Annotated in this window: 23 protein-coding genes; all 23 read left to right on the top strand. The window is 34.5% G+C overall.

Features of this window, described 5'->3' with window-relative positions; translation table 11 throughout:
• Window positions 1-4: 4 nt before the first annotated feature.
• The 23 genes from flgC (at window position 5) to flhB (ending at window position 18184) form a co-directional block, all read left to right on the top strand.
• On the top strand, window positions 5-436 hold the full coding sequence (flgC, locus tag BX659_RS03635) for a flagellar basal body rod protein FlgC (RefSeq protein ID WP_097016464.1): 432 nt from the start codon (window positions 5-7) through the stop codon (window positions 434-436).
• 21 nt (window positions 437-457) lie between these two features.
• Window positions 458-751: a flagellar hook-basal body complex protein FliE gene (fliE, locus tag BX659_RS03630; protein ID WP_097016463.1), complete on the top strand. Its 294-nt coding sequence runs from the start codon at window positions 458-460 to the stop codon at window positions 749-751.
• Between the two features lie 31 nt (window positions 752-782).
• Window positions 783-2345, top strand: coding sequence for a flagellar basal-body MS-ring/collar protein FliF (fliF, locus tag BX659_RS03625; protein WP_097016462.1), 1563 nt, complete (start codon window positions 783-785; stop codon window positions 2343-2345).
• A gap of 15 nt (window positions 2346-2360) precedes the next feature.
• On the top strand, window positions 2361-3362 hold the full coding sequence (gene fliG / locus BX659_RS03620; RefSeq protein WP_106231618.1) for a flagellar motor switch protein FliG: 1002 nt from the start codon (window positions 2361-2363) through the stop codon (window positions 3360-3362).
• On the top strand, window positions 3355-4134 hold the full coding sequence (locus BX659_RS03615) for a FliH/SctL family protein (protein WP_097016460.1): 780 nt from the start codon (window positions 3355-3357) through the stop codon (window positions 4132-4134). The genes fliG and BX659_RS03615 overlap by 8 nt, the downstream gene beginning before the upstream one ends.
• Entirely contained in the window at window positions 4127-5452 is a 1326-nt protein-coding gene (fliI, locus tag BX659_RS03610; RefSeq protein WP_097016459.1) for a flagellar protein export ATPase FliI, read from the top strand. Before BX659_RS03615 ends, fliI begins: the two co-directional genes overlap by 8 nt.
• A 5-nt stretch (window positions 5453-5457) precedes the next feature.
• Complete coding sequence (fliJ, locus tag BX659_RS03605) at window positions 5458-5922, top strand: flagellar export protein FliJ (protein ID WP_097016458.1); 465 nt, start codon at window positions 5458-5460, stop codon at window positions 5920-5922.
• 119 nt (window positions 5923-6041) lie between these two features.
• Window positions 6042-6584, top strand: coding sequence for a DUF7365 family protein (locus BX659_RS03600; protein WP_097016457.1), 543 nt, complete (start codon window positions 6042-6044; stop codon window positions 6582-6584).
• 14 nt (window positions 6585-6598) lie between these two features.
• Window positions 6599-7921 carry a flagellar hook-length control protein FliK gene (locus BX659_RS03595; RefSeq protein WP_097016456.1) on the top strand — a complete coding sequence of 441 codons (1323 nt, stop codon included), beginning with the start codon at window positions 6599-6601 and terminating at the stop codon, window positions 7919-7921.
• Between the two features lie 14 nt (window positions 7922-7935).
• On the top strand, window positions 7936-8430 hold the full coding sequence (locus tag BX659_RS03590; protein WP_253250651.1) for a flagellar hook assembly protein FlgD: 495 nt from the start codon (window positions 7936-7938) through the stop codon (window positions 8428-8430).
• 17 nt (window positions 8431-8447) lie between these two features.
• Window positions 8448-8834, top strand: a complete 387-nt coding sequence (locus BX659_RS03585; protein ID WP_097016455.1) for a TIGR02530 family flagellar biosynthesis protein — start codon at window positions 8448-8450, stop codon at window positions 8832-8834.
• 197 nt (window positions 8835-9031) lie between these two features.
• Window positions 9032-10357: a flagellar hook protein FlgE gene (locus tag BX659_RS03580; protein ID WP_097016454.1), complete on the top strand. Its 1326-nt coding sequence runs from the start codon at window positions 9032-9034 to the stop codon at window positions 10355-10357.
• Between the two features lie 112 nt (window positions 10358-10469).
• Entirely contained in the window at window positions 10470-10670 is a 201-nt protein-coding gene (locus BX659_RS03575) for a flagellar FlbD family protein (RefSeq protein WP_253250650.1), read from the top strand.
• Window positions 10671-10685: 15 nt separating this feature from the next.
• Window positions 10686-11480, top strand: coding sequence for a motility protein A (locus tag BX659_RS03570; RefSeq protein ID WP_097016453.1), 795 nt, complete (start codon window positions 10686-10688; stop codon window positions 11478-11480).
• On the top strand, window positions 11467-12189 hold the full coding sequence (locus tag BX659_RS03565; RefSeq protein WP_097016452.1) for an OmpA/MotB family protein: 723 nt from the start codon (window positions 11467-11469) through the stop codon (window positions 12187-12189). The genes BX659_RS03570 and BX659_RS03565 overlap by 14 nt, the downstream gene beginning before the upstream one ends.
• Window positions 12182-12634, top strand: a complete 453-nt coding sequence (locus BX659_RS03560; protein WP_097016482.1) for a flagellar basal body-associated FliL family protein — start codon at window positions 12182-12184, stop codon at window positions 12632-12634. The genes BX659_RS03565 and BX659_RS03560 overlap by 8 nt, the downstream gene beginning before the upstream one ends.
• 115 nt (window positions 12635-12749) lie before the next feature.
• Window positions 12750-13760, top strand: a complete 1011-nt coding sequence (fliM, locus tag BX659_RS03555; RefSeq protein ID WP_097016451.1) for a flagellar motor switch protein FliM — start codon at window positions 12750-12752, stop codon at window positions 13758-13760.
• Window positions 13744-14937 (top strand): flagellar motor switch phosphatase FliY, encoded by a 1194-nt coding sequence (fliY, locus tag BX659_RS03550; protein ID WP_253250649.1) that lies wholly within the window; start codon window positions 13744-13746, stop codon window positions 14935-14937. The genes fliM and fliY overlap by 17 nt, the downstream gene beginning before the upstream one ends.
• A 16-nt stretch (window positions 14938-14953) precedes the next feature.
• Window positions 14954-15259, top strand: a complete 306-nt coding sequence (locus BX659_RS03545) for a flagellar biosynthetic protein FliO (protein ID WP_097016449.1) — start codon at window positions 14954-14956, stop codon at window positions 15257-15259.
• Window positions 15260-15263: 4 nt separating this feature from the next.
• Window positions 15264-16034 carry a flagellar type III secretion system pore protein FliP gene (fliP, locus tag BX659_RS03540; RefSeq protein ID WP_097016448.1) on the top strand — a complete coding sequence of 257 codons (771 nt, stop codon included), beginning with the start codon at window positions 15264-15266 and terminating at the stop codon, window positions 16032-16034.
• A 13-nt stretch (window positions 16035-16047) separates the two neighbouring features.
• Complete coding sequence (fliQ, locus tag BX659_RS03535) at window positions 16048-16317, top strand: flagellar biosynthesis protein FliQ (RefSeq protein ID WP_097016447.1); 270 nt, start codon at window positions 16048-16050, stop codon at window positions 16315-16317.
• Between the two features lie 15 nt (window positions 16318-16332).
• The gene (gene fliR / locus BX659_RS03530; protein ID WP_097016446.1) at window positions 16333-17118 is read left to right on the top strand and encodes a flagellar biosynthetic protein FliR; all 786 of its coding nucleotides are present in this window, start codon (window positions 16333-16335) and stop codon (window positions 17116-17118) included.
• A gap of 4 nt (window positions 17119-17122) precedes the next feature.
• The gene (gene flhB / locus BX659_RS03525) at window positions 17123-18184 is read left to right on the top strand and encodes a flagellar biosynthesis protein FlhB (RefSeq protein WP_097016445.1); all 1062 of its coding nucleotides are present in this window, start codon (window positions 17123-17125) and stop codon (window positions 18182-18184) included.
• The last annotated feature ends 2 nt before the right edge of the window (window positions 18185-18186 follow it).

Genomic DNA, 18186 nt, shown 5'->3' with positions numbered 1-18186 from the left:
TTAATTGGGTTTATTTAATGGGATAAATATAAGTGCTTCAGGACTAACTGCTCAGAGGTTAAGGATGGACCTCATTTCTAGTAATATTGCTAATGTCAATACTACTAAATCTGAAGATGGAGAGCCATATCGCCGTAAAATGCCTGTCTTTGCTGCCAGGCTACAAGAAGAGATGGGTAAAATCGGTAAAGATAACAAAACGACTGGTAATGGTGTAGAGGTTGCTGCTATTAAAGATAGTAAAGAGCCATTTAAGTTGATGTATAACCCAAACCACCCAGAAGCTGATCAGAATGGATATGTAAAGATGCCAAATATTAATATAGTTTCTGAAATGACCGATATGATTTCAGCTACTAGGGCTTATGAAGCTAACGTTACTGCAATGAACTCTGCTAAGGCAATGGCTCAGAGTGCTCTAAAGATTGGTGGTTAAATTTAGAGGGAGGTATGATTGATGAAGGTTGACAATATAACTAACCAAAGTATTCTAAAGATAGATGCATTTGACAATAATCAAGATAGTAAAAGATCTTCTTTTACTGATATGTTAAAGAATTCATTACAGAAGGTAAATAAATTACAAGAGGCTTCTGACAAAGCAAATCAAGATTTGGTTTTAGGTCGAGTTGATAGTATTCATGAGGTAATGATAGCTGGTCAGAAAGCAAAAACTTCATTAGAACTAACAACTGCTATAACAAGGAAGGCGATAGATGCATATAAAGAAGTTATGAGGATACAGGTTTAATGTATTTGTTCAGTGAGATTGGGGTGTAAACATGGTTAAAAATTTATCGCAGATAAGGGAACAGATGCAAAATTTGTGGAATAATTTTGACAAAAAAGCTAAAGTAGTAATCATTGTATCTGTTTTATTTACATTTGTTGGGATGTTGTTATTAGCAAATTGGGCTAGTAAACCAGAATATACAGTTTTATTCAACAACCTAACTGTAAAAGATGCTGGTGGTATTGTAACTAAATTACAAGAGAAGCAGATTTCTTATAAACTTGAGAGTAATGGTACTACAATTTTAGTTCCTAAAAAACAGGTTCACAATTTACGATTGGATTTGGCCAGCCAAGGATTGCCAACAGGTGGTAGTGTAGGCTTTGAAATATTTGATCGTAATCAATTAGGGACTACTGATTATGAAATGAAGATTAATCATATGCGTGCTTTATCTGGTGAGTTGACAAGAACTATTCAACAATTAGATAAGGTTATTTATGCCAAAGTGCAGATTACTCCAAGTAAAACTAGCCTCTATACTGATAATGAAGAACCAGCAAAGGCATCTATAGTAGTAAGGTTAAAAGAATATAGCAAATTGACAACTAAAGAGGTTAGAGCTATAGCCAATTTAGTTGCTAGTAGTGTAGAAGGATTAGCTCCTGAGAAAGTAACTATTGTAGATACATCAGGAAACCTATTATCAGCTATGTTAGAGAAGAATGAAGAGAAGTCTGATGTCAGTGATAAATTGGACTTAAAGAAGAAACTTGAAGATGATATCGAGAGAGATTTAAATGTAATGCTAACAAAGGTGTTAGGGGTGGACAAGTTCTCCTTGACAGTTAATGCAGATTTAAACTTTGATAAGAGAAATGTAGAGAGTAAGAGGTATAAGCCAGTTGTAGGTGATGAGGGTATTGTACGTAGTGAGCAGACCAAGGAAGAGAGTAGTGTGGGTACTACTATTAACCCAGAAGGTGTACCAGGAACTACATCCAATATACCTCAATATAGAGTAGATAATCAGCAACAGAACCAGCATGACAAAGAAGAGCGGATAGTAAATTATGAAATCAATGAAGAAGTAGAGAGGTATGTTCAATCTCCTGGGACTATTGAGAGATTATCTGTGGCTGTAAGTGTTGATACTGCTCAAGAAGAGCTAAGTACAGAGAAAAAAGATGCGATTACACAATTAATTTCTACTGCTGTAGGATATGACTCTAATCGTGGAGACCAAATTACTGTTATCGGTTATGACTTCAACAATGATTTAGACCTTATGACTCAACAAGAGATTGAAGCAGAAAGAGCAAGAAAGAGAATTTTCTTATTCTCATTATTAGGTATTGTAGGATTTTTAATTATTCTATTAATGATTATGATGGTTAGAAAGAGAAGGTCTCAATTTGAAGATGATAGCAATCAAGCAGGAGAGAATATTAATTACTTGATTGATGAAGCAGAAGAAGAATTTGCTGTGTCTAATAACTTGACACCAGAAGAGAGAGAAAGGCAGAAATTACAGAATCAATTACGCAATATAATTAGTGAACAACCAGAAGAGATTGCTGGATTAATTAAAAGTTGGTTATCTGAGGATTGATAGGAGGGAAGAGAGATGGCGAATTTAACTGGCAAAGAGAAAGCAGCTATATTATTAGTTTCCTTAGGTCCTGATGCGTCAGCAGAGATATTTAAACATTTAAATGATGATGAGATTGAGGATCTTACCTTAGAGATAGCTAACTTAGATAAGGTTTCATCAGATGTAAAAGATGATGTTTTGGATGAATTTCATCAAATGTGTGTTGCCTATGATTATATCAGTCATGGTGGTATGGATTATGCTAGAGAGGTGTTAGAGAAGGCTTTAGGTCAGAATAAGGCCAATGATATTATAGACCGCTTAACGGCATCATTACAAGTAAGACCCTTTGACCAATTAAGAAAGACTGACCCTAGTCAGATCTTAAACTTTATTCAAAATGAGCATCCTCAAACTATTGCTCTAATTTTAGCTTATTTAGATCCTCAACAATCTGCTATTATCATGTCTTCTTTACCATATGAGAAGCAGACAGAGGTAGCTAAGAGAGTGGCTACTATGGAAAGAACTAGCCCTGATGTGATTAAAGAGGTTGAAAGAGTATTAGAACAGAAGCTATCATCTCTAATGACTAATGAATATACAGTTGCTGGTGGAATTGATACAATTGTAGATATCTTAAATCTAGCTGATCGAGCTACAGAGAAGAAGATATTAGAAGACTTAGATGAACAGAATCCAGCTTTAGCTGAAGAAATCAGGCAGAAGATGTTCGTCTTTGAAGATATTATAATCTTAACTGATAGAGATATACAGATTTTATTGAGACAAGTCGATACTGATGATTTGGCACTAGCTCTTAAAACAGTAAGTGATGAGGTTGCTGAGAAGATATTCAACAACCAATCTAAGAGAGCTGCTGAGATGCTAAAAGAAGACATTGAATATTTAGGTCCTGTAAGAATTAGTGATGTAGAAGAGGCACAACAGAGGATTGTAGGTCAGATTAGAAAATTAGAAGAGGCTGGCGAAATCATCATTAATCGTGGTGGAGAGGATGAGGTAGTTGTTTAATATTATCAAATCACCGCTGGTTAAATCAGGTAAGAAAGTAATTATTAATAATAATGGGATGGAAGAAGTTGTAGATGATAAGAATAAGATTGATGATGATCAGCTTAGCATAGAAAGAGACAAGCTGTTAAAAAATGCTAAAGATGAGGCTAAGAGTATTATTAGTCAAGCTCAAGCAGAGGCTAGGGATATATTAACCAAAGCTGAAGAAGAGGCTACGAGTTTAAAATCTCAAGCCCAGCAGGAGATAGAAGTCGCAATTGATGAGGGCAAAAGTGAAGGTTATCAGCAGGGTCTACAGGCAGGTAGAGAAGAAGGTTTAAATGAAGGTGTTATCCAGTTACAAGAGTTGATAAGTAGCCTTAATAAGCAAATGGTTGATTTTAATCAAAGCTTAGTAGAGAGAGAAGCAGAGCTTAAAGAAGATTTGCTAAGATTAGCTGTTGCAATCAGCAAGAAGGTAATTGGTAGAGAGTTAAAAATTGATAGTGAATTGCTTAAAGGGATAATCCAAAGAACTATTAGCTTACTAGATGGAGAAGAAGAAATTGTAATTAAAGTTGCCCCTAGCGATTTAGAAGTCTTAGCTGATTATAAGCAAGAGTTGTTATCTTCAAATAATAGTTTAGAGAGAGTTAAAATAGTTAGTGATGAAGGAATTAAAAGTGGTGGTTGTATTATCGAAACCGACTTTGGTGGTTTTGATGCTACAATAGCTTCACAATTAGCAGAGGTTGAGGCTAAGTTATTGGAAGTGGATAATGATGAATGATCAATTATTGAGTATAGATAATTTGCTTAAACAGCTAGAAGGTATTAATACAATCAAAAGCTTTGGTAAGGTCAAAAGGGTGGTAGGCCTGATTATCGAATCTGAAGGACCTAATGTACATTTAGGTGAGAAGTGCTTAATTCAACCAAAATTTAGTCAAGAACTTATTCAAGCAGAAGTTGTAGGTTTTAAGGATAATACTGTATTATTAATGCCTTTGGGTGAGATGAATGGAATTGGACCAGGCTGTAAGGTCTTGGCTACTGGACAATCTTTGATGGTAAAGGTTGGAGACCAGCTCTTAGGTCAAGTATTAGATGGGCTGGGTAATCCTATCTCTGATTTTGAAGCTGGTGAAAGATTAGATGAGTATCCTGTAGATAATACTCCTCCTAATCCACTTACTAGAAAAAGAATTACAGAACCTTTATCTTTAGGGATTAGAAGCCTTGATGGTCTTTTAACCTGTGGTAAAGGGCAAAGACTTGGTATCTTTGCTGGTAGTGGGGTAGGAAAGAGTACAACCTTAGGAATGATTGCCCGAAATACCGATGCAGATATAAATGTAATTGCTTTAATTGGTGAGCGTGGAAGGGAACTTAGAGATTTTATTGAACGTGATTTAGGGGCTGAGGGCTTAAAGAAGTCTGTGGTAGTTGTGGCTACTTCTGATCAGCCTGCCTTAGTAAGGTTAAAAGGAGCATTGGTTGCTACTACCATCGCTGAGTACTTTAGAGATCAAGGAAGAGATGTAATGTTGATGATGGACTCTGTAACTAGATTTGCTATGGCTCAACGTGAAGTAGGCTTGGCTGTAGGTGAACCACCTGCTACTAGAGGATATACTCCATCGGTATTTGCTATATTACCAAAACTAATGGAAAGAGCAGGAACAAATAAAAAGGGTACTATTACAGGATTATATACAGTATTGGTAGAAGGTGATGATATGAATGAGCCCATTGCAGATGCTGTTAGAGGTATTTTAGATGGACATATTATCTTATCTAGAAGCTTAGCAGCTAAGAACCATTATCCTGCTGTTGATATCTTAGAGAGTACTAGCCGTGTCATGGGAGAGATTGTTAGTGATGAGCATAAAGAGGCAGCTAACAAATTAAGAAGTGTTTTAGCAACTTATGAAGAAGCAAAGGACTTGGTTACTATAGGTGCTTATGAGGCAGGTAGTGATCCTAAGTTAGATTATGCCCTTGATAAATTAGATGAGGTGAATAGATTTTTAAGGCAAGGAGTTAATGAGGCTAGTAGCTATGAAGATACAATCAATTGGTTGACAAGTATCTTTGCTGGAGAGTGATCTAATTGAAAAAATTCAACTTCAGATTACAATCAATTTTGGATTTAAAGGAGCAAGAAGAAGAGGCTATTAAAAAGGAGTTAGCTACTTTAATGCAAGAACGCCGAAAGGTAGAAGATAAAATCAACTCTTTTAATAATGATAAGGATCAAATGCAGAAAAAATTAGAGGAGTCTGAGAAGAAAACTGTAGATTTAGTTAAGGCTCTAAGGTCTCGTGAATATCTTAAGTACTTACAAGATATGATAGCTGATTTGAAATTGAAGCTGGAGCATTGGGATGAAGAGATTAGTAAATGCCGTAAAAAGTTACTTGCTAAGACAAAAGAGAAGAAGGTTCTAGCCAAATTAAAGGAAAGAAAGCAAGAAGAATATTGGAAGAAGTTTTTAGCAGAAGAACAGAAATTAAATGATGAGCTCGCTACAAATAAATTTAACCGAAAAGATAATAGTTTAGATGGACTTATCTAATAACTTATATAATTATATATTTTGACTAAGATTTTATGATTATTACTCTGCTTATATATAATATTAATTTAATGTTTGATAACTATCTAGATAAATACAAAATCAGGAGGAAGTAATCTATGAAAAAGATACTCCTAGGAATATTGATATTATTGATTTTAGCTGGAGCAACATTATTTTTATTGGATTATTTTAAAGTCTTTACATTTGAAACTATTAAAGAACAGGCATTAACAAAAGTGAAGAGTATTCCTGTAGTTGCTGAGTACATAGTAACTAAGGATAAAAATAAAGAACTAGAAGGGCAACTGGAAAAATTACAAGGCGAATTATCTAAGGTAGAAGAGCAGAATCAAAGTTTGTTAGAAGAGTTAAAATCCCGTGACAATCTAGTGGCAGAGCAGGAAGGTACTATTAGCAATTTACAGTCAGATATCAAAAAAGTTACTGAAGATACAAGAGACTATAAAGCAAAAGTAAAACGCCTAGCAGATGTATATGCTGAAATGGAAGCAGCCAAAGCTGCTGAAATATTGCCTCAATTAGATATACAACTAGTAATTGATATATTAAATAAGATGGATGAAGAGATAGTAGCTGAGATACTATCTGAAATGGATACAAGTGTAGCTGTTGATATCTCTACTCAATTATCTTATTGAAAGGAGGTGAAAAGATGAATAGTATGGTTTCAATGATGAACTCAATTGGTACCAATTCTGTTTCTAAGTCAAATAATAACAGTGTAAAGCAGAGTGATAAGAATGATGACTTTATCTCTTCATTAGAAAGAAATATTAACAACAATTCTAATAAAGTTTCTGATAAAGACTCTAACAAGTCTTCTGAGCCTTCTAATGTCTCTGATAAATCTGAAGAAGATAATAAGGTCAAATTAGATCAAAAAGATATCGAAAAATTAGAGGAAGTGGTTAAAAAAGATCCTGAAGAGCTAAGTCAAGAGGATATAGAAGGGGCAATGGTTGCTTTGGCTAATATTATTGATAAGCTTAGTGAGTTTAAGCTATCAGCAGATGGTACTAAAGGTGAAGAGTTAGCATTAAATCAATCCCTTAAAGGTTTAATTAAAGGTTTGAAAGAATTTAAATCTAAATTGATGAAATTTGATTTAAAAGACTCTAAACTCTTTGCTAAAGATGAATTAAAAGAGCTATTAACTAAACTAAAAGGGAAATTTGTCAATAGTGAAGGTAGTGAAAAACATCGTATTATACACCATAGAGCAATCAATCAAGGTAATATAGCCAAGCTAAGCAGAGATAATCAGAATAAAGTGGAACGTAATATAGATATAAAAGGAAAAGATTTGGTTGTAGAAGATAATAAGAAAATTATTAAAAGTGAACAGGTCTTTGCTGAAAAGTTAAAAGATAGTACTGTCAATACTAGTAATAGGGGAAATACTGAGCAGCAGGGAAGTAAAGAGGTTGATTTTAGTTCTGTTAAGAACTTTGCTGTTAACAATTCTCAAAATTTAGAGACTACTAACCCTAATAAAGTAGTTGTGGGTAATAAAGAGATAACCTTTAAGAACATAGCTAATCAAATCCAAAATCAAGTTGATGTAAGTTCTAACACTAAAGGTAAAGATATTAGTATCGAATTAAGACCAGAAGCTTTAGGAAGATTACACCTCAAAGTTACTGTTAAGGATGGTGTAGTATCAGCTAAAATCTTGGCTGAAAATGGTCAAGTAAAGGAGTTATTAGAAGGTAACTTAGCTAAGCTAAAGCAGAGTTTAGGTCAAAAGAACTTACAGGTAGAGAACTTTGATGTCTCTACTGGTCATAATGGTGAAGAGTTAGCCCAAAGTTTTAGTGAGAATAGGCAGTTTGGTTTCTCTCAAAATAATAGAAAGCAAGGTGGAAGTGGATTTAGCTTAGATGTAGAAGAACTAGCTGATGAAGAGTTTATAGTTGAGGAAGTTAAAGAAGAGGCAGGCGTCATTGAGAATGATGATGTAGATTATATTGCTTAATAGGAGGTAAAGAGATGAGTACAGAAGAAGTAACATGGCAGAGTATTAGTGATGTAATGCAAGCAAACAGCACTACAAACAATACTGATACTGATAATGGGTTAGGTAAAGATGCATTCCTGAAACTGTTGGTTACTCAGTTGAAGTATCAAGACCCTATGAATCCTATGGAGGATAAAGAGTTTATCTCCCAAATGGCTCAGTTTAGTTCTTTGGAGCAGACTCAAAACTTGAATACAAATATGGAGAATTTCATGTTATTACAGCAGAGTAATTTAAAGTACCAGCAGATATTACAGTCAGGTGATTTGGTAGGAAAAGAGGTTAAAGTTATTAAACCAGTAGAGAATGAGGATACAGAAACTGAAGAAACAACAGATACCACAGAAAGTGAAGAAAGTACAATTACTGGAGTTGTAGAAAAAGTAGATTTTTCTGAGGGTACTCCTCAACTAATTATTGATGGTGAGAGTTATCCATTGGGTAATATTCAAGAGATATTGTCTTAAGAGAGAGGGGGGGTAGTGTGAATGAAATTTACTCCAGTCACCCTTTGCGTTTGTCTCAAGACTCAAAGCTAAAATCTAACAATATAAATAATAAAAAACAGACCAGTATATTTAAAGACTTATTAAATAATAAACTTGAAAATAGAACTGATTTAAAACTATCTAAACATGCCCAAAAGCGTTTGCAGTCAAGGAGTATAGACTTTAGTAAAGATGAAATTAATAAACTAGAAGCAGCCATTAATAAGGCAAAAAGCAAAGGTGCAAAAGAATCACTAGTTCTAATCAATAATAATGCTTATATTGTCAGTGTCAATAATAATACAGTAATAACTGCAATGGATAAAGATAGTATGGAAGATAATTTATTCACTAATATAGACAGTGCAATAATTATGAAATAACCGGACCCTTATGGGAGGTTATTGATCGCGGAATGATAGAAGCGATTAAAGTTCAGTTTACAGAGTACAGTTATAATATATTGAATTGGCAAGTAATCATTAACTAGAAAATTTTTAAATTCTTATTATTTATTACTTCATTATTTTTAATTGTCAATTATCAACTGTCAACTAATAAAAAACAGGAGGTTATATATATGTTACGTTCGCTATATGCTGGAGTATCAGGGTTGAAAGCTCACATGACCAAGATGGATGTTATTGGTAACAATATTTCCAATGTTAATACTACAGGCTATAAATCAAGTAGAGCTACCTTTAAAACCATGTTTAGTCAAACTGTTCAGGGAGCATCTGCACCTCAAGAGGGTAGAGGAGGAACCAACCCTCAACAAGTTGGTTTAGGTGTATCTTTAGGTAGTATTGATAAAAATATGGGGCAAGGTAATTTACAATCTACGGGGATCAATACTGATTTAGCAATAGATGGTGAAGGCTTTTTTATTATGGAATCTGGAACAGGACCTGTTTATAGTAGAGCAGGAGCTAGTACTTTTGATAGAGATGGTTATCTGGTTAATTCAACTACTGGTTATAGAATGCAAGGTTGGATGGCCGACGCTAATGGAGATATTAATCTTAATGGTAATTTAACAGATATTACTTTAAAACAATCAATGCCTGCTCAAGCAACTGACAAAATCCCTTATTCTGGGAATTTGGATGCTGATGCTGAAGTTGGCAAGGCTGATGCAACTAATATAACTACTGTGGATGTTTATGATTCTTTAGGAACAACTCATAAAGTGCAGTTAGAGTTTACTAAAACAGCTAATAATGAATGGAATTATGAGATAACTGATATTGGTGGGGTAGATGATATTAATAATGCTACTTTAAATGGTAATGGAGATTTAACTGGTACTATAACCTTTGATGAGACTAATGGTAATATAGCAACTATTGATGGGGAATCAATTGGAGATATTGAAAATGGTAATGCAGATTTTCCAGTGCTAAGTTTTACTCCTAGTGGTGGTGGTATAATTCCGACAGATCCCATTTCAGCAGATAGTCCAACTCCAATTACTTTAGACTTTTCTTCAATAAAACAGCGTTCTGGTGCTATGTCTGCTGATGCAGATACACCAACAGGATATAAAGCTGGTTCGATTAAAAAGTTTGCTGCTGATAGCTCGGGGACAATTACTGGACTCTATGATAATGGTATGAAGCAGACAATTGGTAGAGTTGCATTAGCTACATTCAACAATCCAGCTGGTTTAACAGAAGAAGGATCTACTGTATATAGAACTTCTAATAACTCTGGTTTAGCTAGGGTAGGTTCACCAGGGGATAATGGAGTTGGTGTGGTAAGAGCAGGTAGTCTAGAGATGTCTAATGTAGATTTATCAGGAGAAATGACTGAAATGATTACAACTCAACGTGGATTCCAAGCCAACTCTAAGATTATTTCTACTGGTGATCAAATATTAGAGCAATTAGTAAATCTTAAGAGATAAGTTTAGCTAAAATATTTAAATCTATAAGTAAAGGGATATCCCTTTACTTATAGATGATATATTATGAAATTATAAATTTATTTATTATCTTAATACTTGTTTGATAAAGGATGTGAGTCTTATTATAGAATTAACCAGATTAAATGATTCTAAGCTAGTAATTAATGCAGAGCTGATTGAGACTATAGAGTCCACCCCTGATACTGTAATTACGTTGACTACAAACCATAGATTGGTAGTCAAAGAGGATGTTGAGGAAGTGGTTGCAAAGGTAGTTGATTATAAGAAAAAGATAGCCTTTCGACCTGAATAAAAGTGAGGTGACAGAATGGATTTAGCATCAATTGTTGGATTAGCATTAGCGACTATACTGGTTTTAATGGGAATGTTTCAGCAGGGTAGCTTGATGATGTTTTTGAATATTCCTTCTATTTTGATTGTACTTGGAGGAACCTTAGGTGGCATTATTCTATCTTATTCTTTTAAGCAGTTAAAGAATGCCATAGCATCAATGAAGATAGTGTTCTCTGGGCAGAGCAATGAAGCTGGAGATATCATCTCTATTCTAGTGAGTTTTGCAGAGAAAGCAAGAAGGGAAGGACTACTAGCTTTGGAAGAAGAAGTATATGAATTAGATGATGATTTTCTAAAGAAGGGTGTACAGTTGATAGTTGATGGTACTGACCCACAGCTTGTAAAGAGTATTATGGAAACAGAATTGAACTTTATAGAAGAACGTCATTCAGTTAATAAAGGGGTATTTGACACTGGTGCAGAGTTATCACCAGCCTTTGGTATGATTGGTACTCTCGTAGGATTAATTGGTATGTTAGCTGGCTTGGATGATCCAGGTTCTTTGGGAGCTGGAATGTCGGTAGCTTTGATTACAACCTTATATGGTTCAATGATGGCTAACATGTTCTTTCTTCCAGTAGGAGCAAAATTAAAGGTGAAAAGTGAGCAAGAGATCTTATCTAAAGAGGTAATGATCGAAGGAATCTTATCTATTCAAGCTGGAGAGAACCCACGAATTGTAGAAGAGAAGTTAAAGGCCTTCTTATCACCAAGCTCTAGAACTGGTCTTAATTCAGAAGAAGGAGGGGGTCTGAATGCCGAGGGATAAGAAGCCCAAGCAAGAGGATAGTGGTGGTTCTTGGCTAACTACCTATGGTGATATGATGACATTATTACTATGCTTCTTTGTATTATTATACTCTTTTTCTAGTATTGATGCTGAAAAGTTTCAAATGATGATGGAGGGGTTACAGGGTAAGCTTGGTGTATTAACTGGAGGTAAGACTATAGTAAAAGGTTCTCTGATAGATACTGGATTTGATGCTCAAAATCCAAGTTTTAAAGAATTTGATAATCTACAAGGTAGAATTAGTAATTATATTGAACAAGAAGGTTTGGCAGAGGATATTAGTTTAGAGATAACTGATCGAGGTTTGACTATCCACTTTACTGGAAAGGTATTATTTGATTTAGGTCAAGCAGAGATAAAGGGTAGTGCCCATCAAATCTTAAATAAAATGTCCAGCTTTATTGAAGGTCTGGACAATGAAATAGTAGTAGAAGGGCATACCGATAATTGGCCTATTAGTAACTCTAAATATCCATCTAACTGGGAACTATCTACAACAAGGGCTACTAATGTAATTAGATATTTTATTGAAAAGAATGGGATTGACCCTGTTCGCCTCTCGGCAGCAGGATACTCTAAATATAAACCATTGGTAGATAATGATACTGAAGATCATAGAGCAAGAAACCGACGAGTAGATTTAATAATATTGAAACTCGATGAAGAGGAGGGTATGAATGATGAGTGAAGAAAAGGGAGGTAACAATATAATTATAATAGTGTTAGCTATCTTTATATCTGTCTTGTTAGCTAGCGGGGCGTCCTACTTTATATTTACTAAGTTTGCAGTAGGAGCTAATAACAATAGAGCACAGGTTGATAGCACCTCTAAAGAGTTAGGAACGACTACACCTATTGGTCAATTTTTAGTCAATTTGGCTGATGGTAGAAGATTTATTAAAGTTAATATTGTCTTAGAGGTTAGCAATGATAAAGTAGTTACTGAGCTTACAGAAAGACAGCCTCAAGTTAGGGATGCAATCATTACAATTTTAAGAGCAAAAGATAATAATCAAATTAACTCTAATGAAGGTGTTAGAAAGCTAAGAACTGAGATTATGAATAAGATAAATCAAAACTTGATTAAAGGTAAAGTAACGAATGTCTTCTTTACTGATTTTGTAGTTCAATAATTATTGATGAGATTATAATTTTAGAGGGAATTTTTTATTATATTAAGAAAGATGATGATTTATGAAGGATTAAATATAATTATATTTAATTCTTTAATGGAGTAGGGGGAGAAATATGTCATCAAATAGAGTGTTATCCCAAAATGAAATAGATTCTTTATTGGAAGCAGTGTCCTCAGGGCAGCTAGAAACAGAAGAGCTAAAGGATGATGGGTCGGAAGTAGTAGAGGTTTATGACTTTAAGCATCCTAATAAATTATCTAAAGATCAGCTAAGAACTCTAAGAATGGTTTATGAAGGATTTGCTAGATTATTAACTACTACTATTTCTACCCAATTAAGAACAATGACCAAGTTTGAGTTAGCATCAATTGATCAACTATCTTATGAGGAGTTTGTAAGTTCTTTGCCCCAACCTACAATTTTGTCTGTTTGTGATTTCTATCCTCTTCATGGAGAATTTATTATTGAGATTAATCCTAGAATAGGTTATGCTATTATTGAGCGCCTATTTGGAGGAAACATTGAAGGAACATTGAGTATGGTGAGGGAATTTACCGATATTGAAGAGGTAGTATTGAAGAAGATTAATAAAAGTATTCTAGATAGTTTTAGTGAAGCTTGGGAGAATGTGGTTGATTTAAGACCTAGAGTAAAAGAACTTGAATCTAATCCGCAGTTTACTCAAATTGTTCCTAATAATGATATGGTTATCTTGGCTACCTTTGAAGCAGCAATTGGCAAGGTGGATGGGCTGATAAATATTAGTATACCATATATTGTTTTAGAACCAATTGTATCTAAATTAAGTGCTCAATATTGGTTTTCATCAGCAAGAAAGGATAAGGCTGTTGAGAGCTTAAATAAGATAAAACAAAGGTTAGGTAAAGCTAAGTTACCAGTTGAAGCAGAATTGGGTAGAACAACTATTACTGTAGCTCAACTATTACAATTGGGAACAGGAGATGTTGTTAAGCTCAATACTAAAACGAATGAAGATTTAATAATATATATTAATAATAAGAAGAAATTTTCTGCAAAACCAGGAAAGCGTGGGAGCAAGTTGGCTATAGAAATTACTTCAGCTATTCCTGAAGATGATTGGGAGGATGAAGACCATGAATGATGCTTTGTCACAAGAAGAAATCAATGCTTTGTTAAATGGTGGTATGGAAGATGAGGTAGAGGATAATAATGCAACAGATATGGAAGATATCTTAACAGATTTAGAGAAGGATGCTTTAGGCGAGGTTGCTAATATCTCTATGGGTTCAGCTGCTACGGCTTTATATGGTTTATTAAATCAGAAAGTAGAGATTACAACCCCTCGTGTAGAGTTCAGTACAGTAGAAGATTTGGTTGATAGTTATAATAGACCTTGTATTGTAGTAGATGTGCAGTATGTTGAGGGGTTAAAAGGGAGTAATCAATTGATACTTGAGGTCAGTGATGCTGCAATTATTACTGACTTAATGATGGGAGGAGATGGTACTGCACCTCCTGAGGAGTTAAGTGAGCTCCATATTAGTGCTGTAGGAGAAGCGATGAATCAGATGATGGGTTCAGCATCCACTTCAATGTCTGACTTTTTTGAAGGAGATAAGATCAATATTTCTCCACCTAAGGCAGAACTTTTAGAATTAAGCAGTGATATCTTCAATCTAGAAGGTGTCGGTGATAAAGATGTAGTTGTAAAGGTAGTCTTTGATATGCATATTGGTGATTTAATTGATAGTCAAATCATTCAAGTTATGACTATTGATTTTGCCCAAAAGCTAGCAAATGCGTTAATGGGGAGTATGGATACTAGTGGAGCAGATGAACCAGCTAATCAAGGTCAAAGTTCTAATTCTAATCAAACACAACAACAGCCTCAACAAGGTCAGCAGCAACAAGCTCAACCACAGATGAATCAGCAACAAACTCAACAGCAGGGGCAACCAATGTACCAACAGCCGATGTATCAGCAACCCATGCCACAACAGAATGTTGAAGTACAGTCAGTAGAGTTTAATGAATTAGGTATGCCACAGGGTCAGGGGTTAAATAATGATATTAGATTAATTCACGATGTACCTTTAGAATTGACAGTTCGCTTAGGAAAGACTAGGATGTCAATCAAGGATATCTTGGAATTAGGTCCAGGCTCTGTGATTGAGTTGGATAGACTGGCAGGAGAAGCAGTAGATTTATTGGTTAATGGTAAACTTATTGCTAAAGGAGAGGTTGTTGTTATTGATGAAAACTTTGGTTTTAGGGTAACTGATATTGTAAGTTCTGAAGAGCGCTTAAGAAAATTATAAGCTAAGGATTGATAATATGGAGTATGCTTTTGAACTATTAAAGGTATTACTAGCTTTGCTAATTGTACTAGCTATCTTTTATGCCATAGTTAAATTCATGAAGGATAAAAGAAATCTCTTTAATCAAACAAACCAGCTTCAAGTGTTAGAGAAGTGTTATTTGAGTACTGACCATATTTTGTATCTGGTTAAGGTGGTAGATAAGGTCTGGTTATTATCTTCTACAAAGGAGAAGATTGAATTTATCGAAGAGATTGACACAATAAATTTAAAGCTTCAAGAGAAAGGGGAATCAACCCTCTTGAAGAATAGTAAGGACTGATTTAATGAAGCAGAGATGGGTGCAAATCATACTATTAACTTTGATGATAGTTATAATAACACAAAATAGTGTTCTTGCTGAAACTAAATTTACTATCCCTAATTTAAAGATTGAAATTGGTGATGGGACAGAAGGTGGTGGACCACAGGATTTAGCTCTTTCGTTAAAGATACTCTTCTTACTGACAACACTAACTCTAGCTCCAGCGATTTTAATTCTAGTAACTTCTTTTACTAGAATTATTGTTGTGCTGTCACTCTTAAGAAGAGCCCTAGCAACTCAACAGATGCCACCTAATCAAGTTATAATTGGTTTAGCAATCTTTATGACAATCTATATTATGGCTCCTGTGTGGACACAGATTAATGATCAAGCATTACAACCATATTTAAATGAAGAGATAAATCAAGGTGTTGCTTTAGAAACGGCATTAAATCCATTAAGGGAATTTATGTTTAAACAGACTCGTGAAAAAGATTTAGCTCTTTTTGTTAATATGTCTAAGGTTGATAGACCTAATAATAAGGATGATATTCCAACCTATGTATTAGTACCTGCCTTTGTTATCAGTGAGCTAAAAACTGCTTTCCAGATTGGCTTTATGATTTATTTACCTTTTATAGTGATAGATATGATAGTGGCAAGTACCTTGATGTCTATGGGAATGATGATGTTACCTCCAGTAATGATCTCATTGCCTTTTAAGATACTTCTGTTTGTTTTAGTTGATGGATGGTACTTGGTAATCAAATCCTTGGTAGAGACCTTTCATTAAAGGAGGATTTTAGATGAATCAGACATTAGTAATTGAGTTAGGGACAAGGGCATTAATTACAGTAATTAAAGTAGCGGCACCCATGTTGGGGTTGGGTATGGCTGTAGGTTTATTGGTCAGTATTTTCCAAGCAACTACTCAAATTCAAGAGCAGACTTTGGCCTTTATTCCTAAGATTTTAGCAGTATTATCCGCCATTATCTTTTTTGGACCCTGGATGTTAAATGTTTTGGTAGACTTTGTTACTGAGTTATTTACTAATATCCCTAATTATATCGGTTGATAGGGGTGAAAAGAGATGTTAGCAGAAGAATTGACAAATCAAGTCTATTATTTTGTGTTAATTTTAGCAAGGGTTCTGGGATTTTTGGTAGTTGCCCCTATCTTTGGGAGTAAATCCTTACCTAATAGATTGAAAATAGGACTAGCGGTATTTATTACGATTATCATATTACCGATTACTTCTTTCTCAGCTATTAAAGCACCAGAAGGGTTATTAATTATCTCTTTTCAACTTATAATTGAGTTATTTATTGGATTTATAATAGGTTTTATTATGTTATTAAACTTTATGGCACTGCAACTAGCAGGACAATTTATTGATACAAGGATAGGTTTTGCTATGGCTAGTGTAATTGACCCTCAAAATGGGATGCAAGCCCCTTTAGTTGGTCAATTTAAAAATATATTGGCTACACTGCTCTTTTTGGTTATTAATGGGCATCACTATCTATTAAAAGCATTAACTGATAGCTTCACTATAGTTGGAGTGACCAAATTTCACGGCTCTTCAGAGCTGGTCTGGGCTTTGTTTAGAATTGTTGGTGATCTATTTCCATTGGGATTTAGGTTGGCTTTACCAGTGATAGCTATTTTGTTTATAGTAGATGTAGCTTTTGGGCTAGTAGCTCGAGTTGTTCCTCAAATAAATGTCTTTATGATGGGAATGCCTACTAAGGTACTTGTAGGTATAATATTTCTAATTATTATTTTACCAAGTTATATAAATACTTTACAAGACCTCTTTAATGGAACAACTAATGATATCTATAAGATATTAAAATTAATGATAGAAAGAGGATAAGAATATGGCATCAGGAGAGAAAACAGAAAAGGCCACCCCCAAGAAGAGAAGTGAAGCTAGAAAAGAGGGACAGGTTGCTAAGAGTAAGGAGTTAAATAGTGCTTTTACTCTCTTATTTAGTTTTTTGATGCTATCTTTTTGGTTTAGATATATGCTTCAAGAGATTATTACTTTTACTAATAAAGTATTTATTAATTATTTTCAGATGGAATTATCTATTAATAATTTTCATGCCCTTTTAATCGAGATAATAGCTTTTATTGCAAAGATAGTTGCTCCATTATTGTTAGTAGCAGCCTTGGTGGGGGTGGCAGTAAGCTATCTACAGGTTGGTTTTCTCTATACTCCTAAAGTCTTAGTTCCTAAGTTTAGCAAGCTAAATCCCTTAAAGGGGGCTAAGCAGATGTTTTCTAAACGTTCTCTGGTAGAGATGCTGAAATCTATTATGAAGATAATTATTGTTGTATCAATAGCATATAGTACTATTAAAAAAGTTGCAGATAAATTTGCAGTGCTAGTTAATAGTAGTTGGGCAAGTTCATTAAACTTAATAGGAGACACTGCCTATTCTTTAGCTATGAAGATAAGTGCAGTTTTTATTATATTAGGGATAGTAGATTTTATGTATCAAAAATGGCAGCATGAAGAAGACCTTAAGATGAGTAAAGAAGAGGTTAAGCAGGAAAGAGAGAATGCTGAAGGTAAACCGGAAGTCAAATCTAAGCGTAGGCAGAAGCAACAAGAGATGGCTATGAGTAGGATGATGCAGGATATACCTGATGCTTCAGTTGTTATTACCAACCCAACCCATTTTGCGGTAGCGATTAAGTTTGATATGGATGAGATGGATGTTCCTATTGTAGTAGCTAAAGGTCAAGATGAGTTGGCACTTAGAATTAGGGAGGTTGCTAAAGAGAATAATATTGAGATTGTAGAAGAGAAGCCTTTAGCTCGGGCTTTATATAGAATTGTTGATATTGGTGAAGAGATACCCCTTGATTTGTACCAAGCAGTAGCTGAAGTTCTAGCTTATGTTTATCAATTAGATCAAGAAAGGAGGTCATAGTA

It is taken from the genome of Orenia metallireducens (assembly GCF_003001995.1).
Taxonomy (GTDB): domain Bacteria; phylum Bacillota; class Halanaerobiia; order Halobacteroidales; family Halobacteroidaceae; genus Orenia; species Orenia metallireducens_B.
Note: the sequence above shows the minus strand (reverse complement) of the source record. Positions and strands in the feature narration are given on the sequence as shown.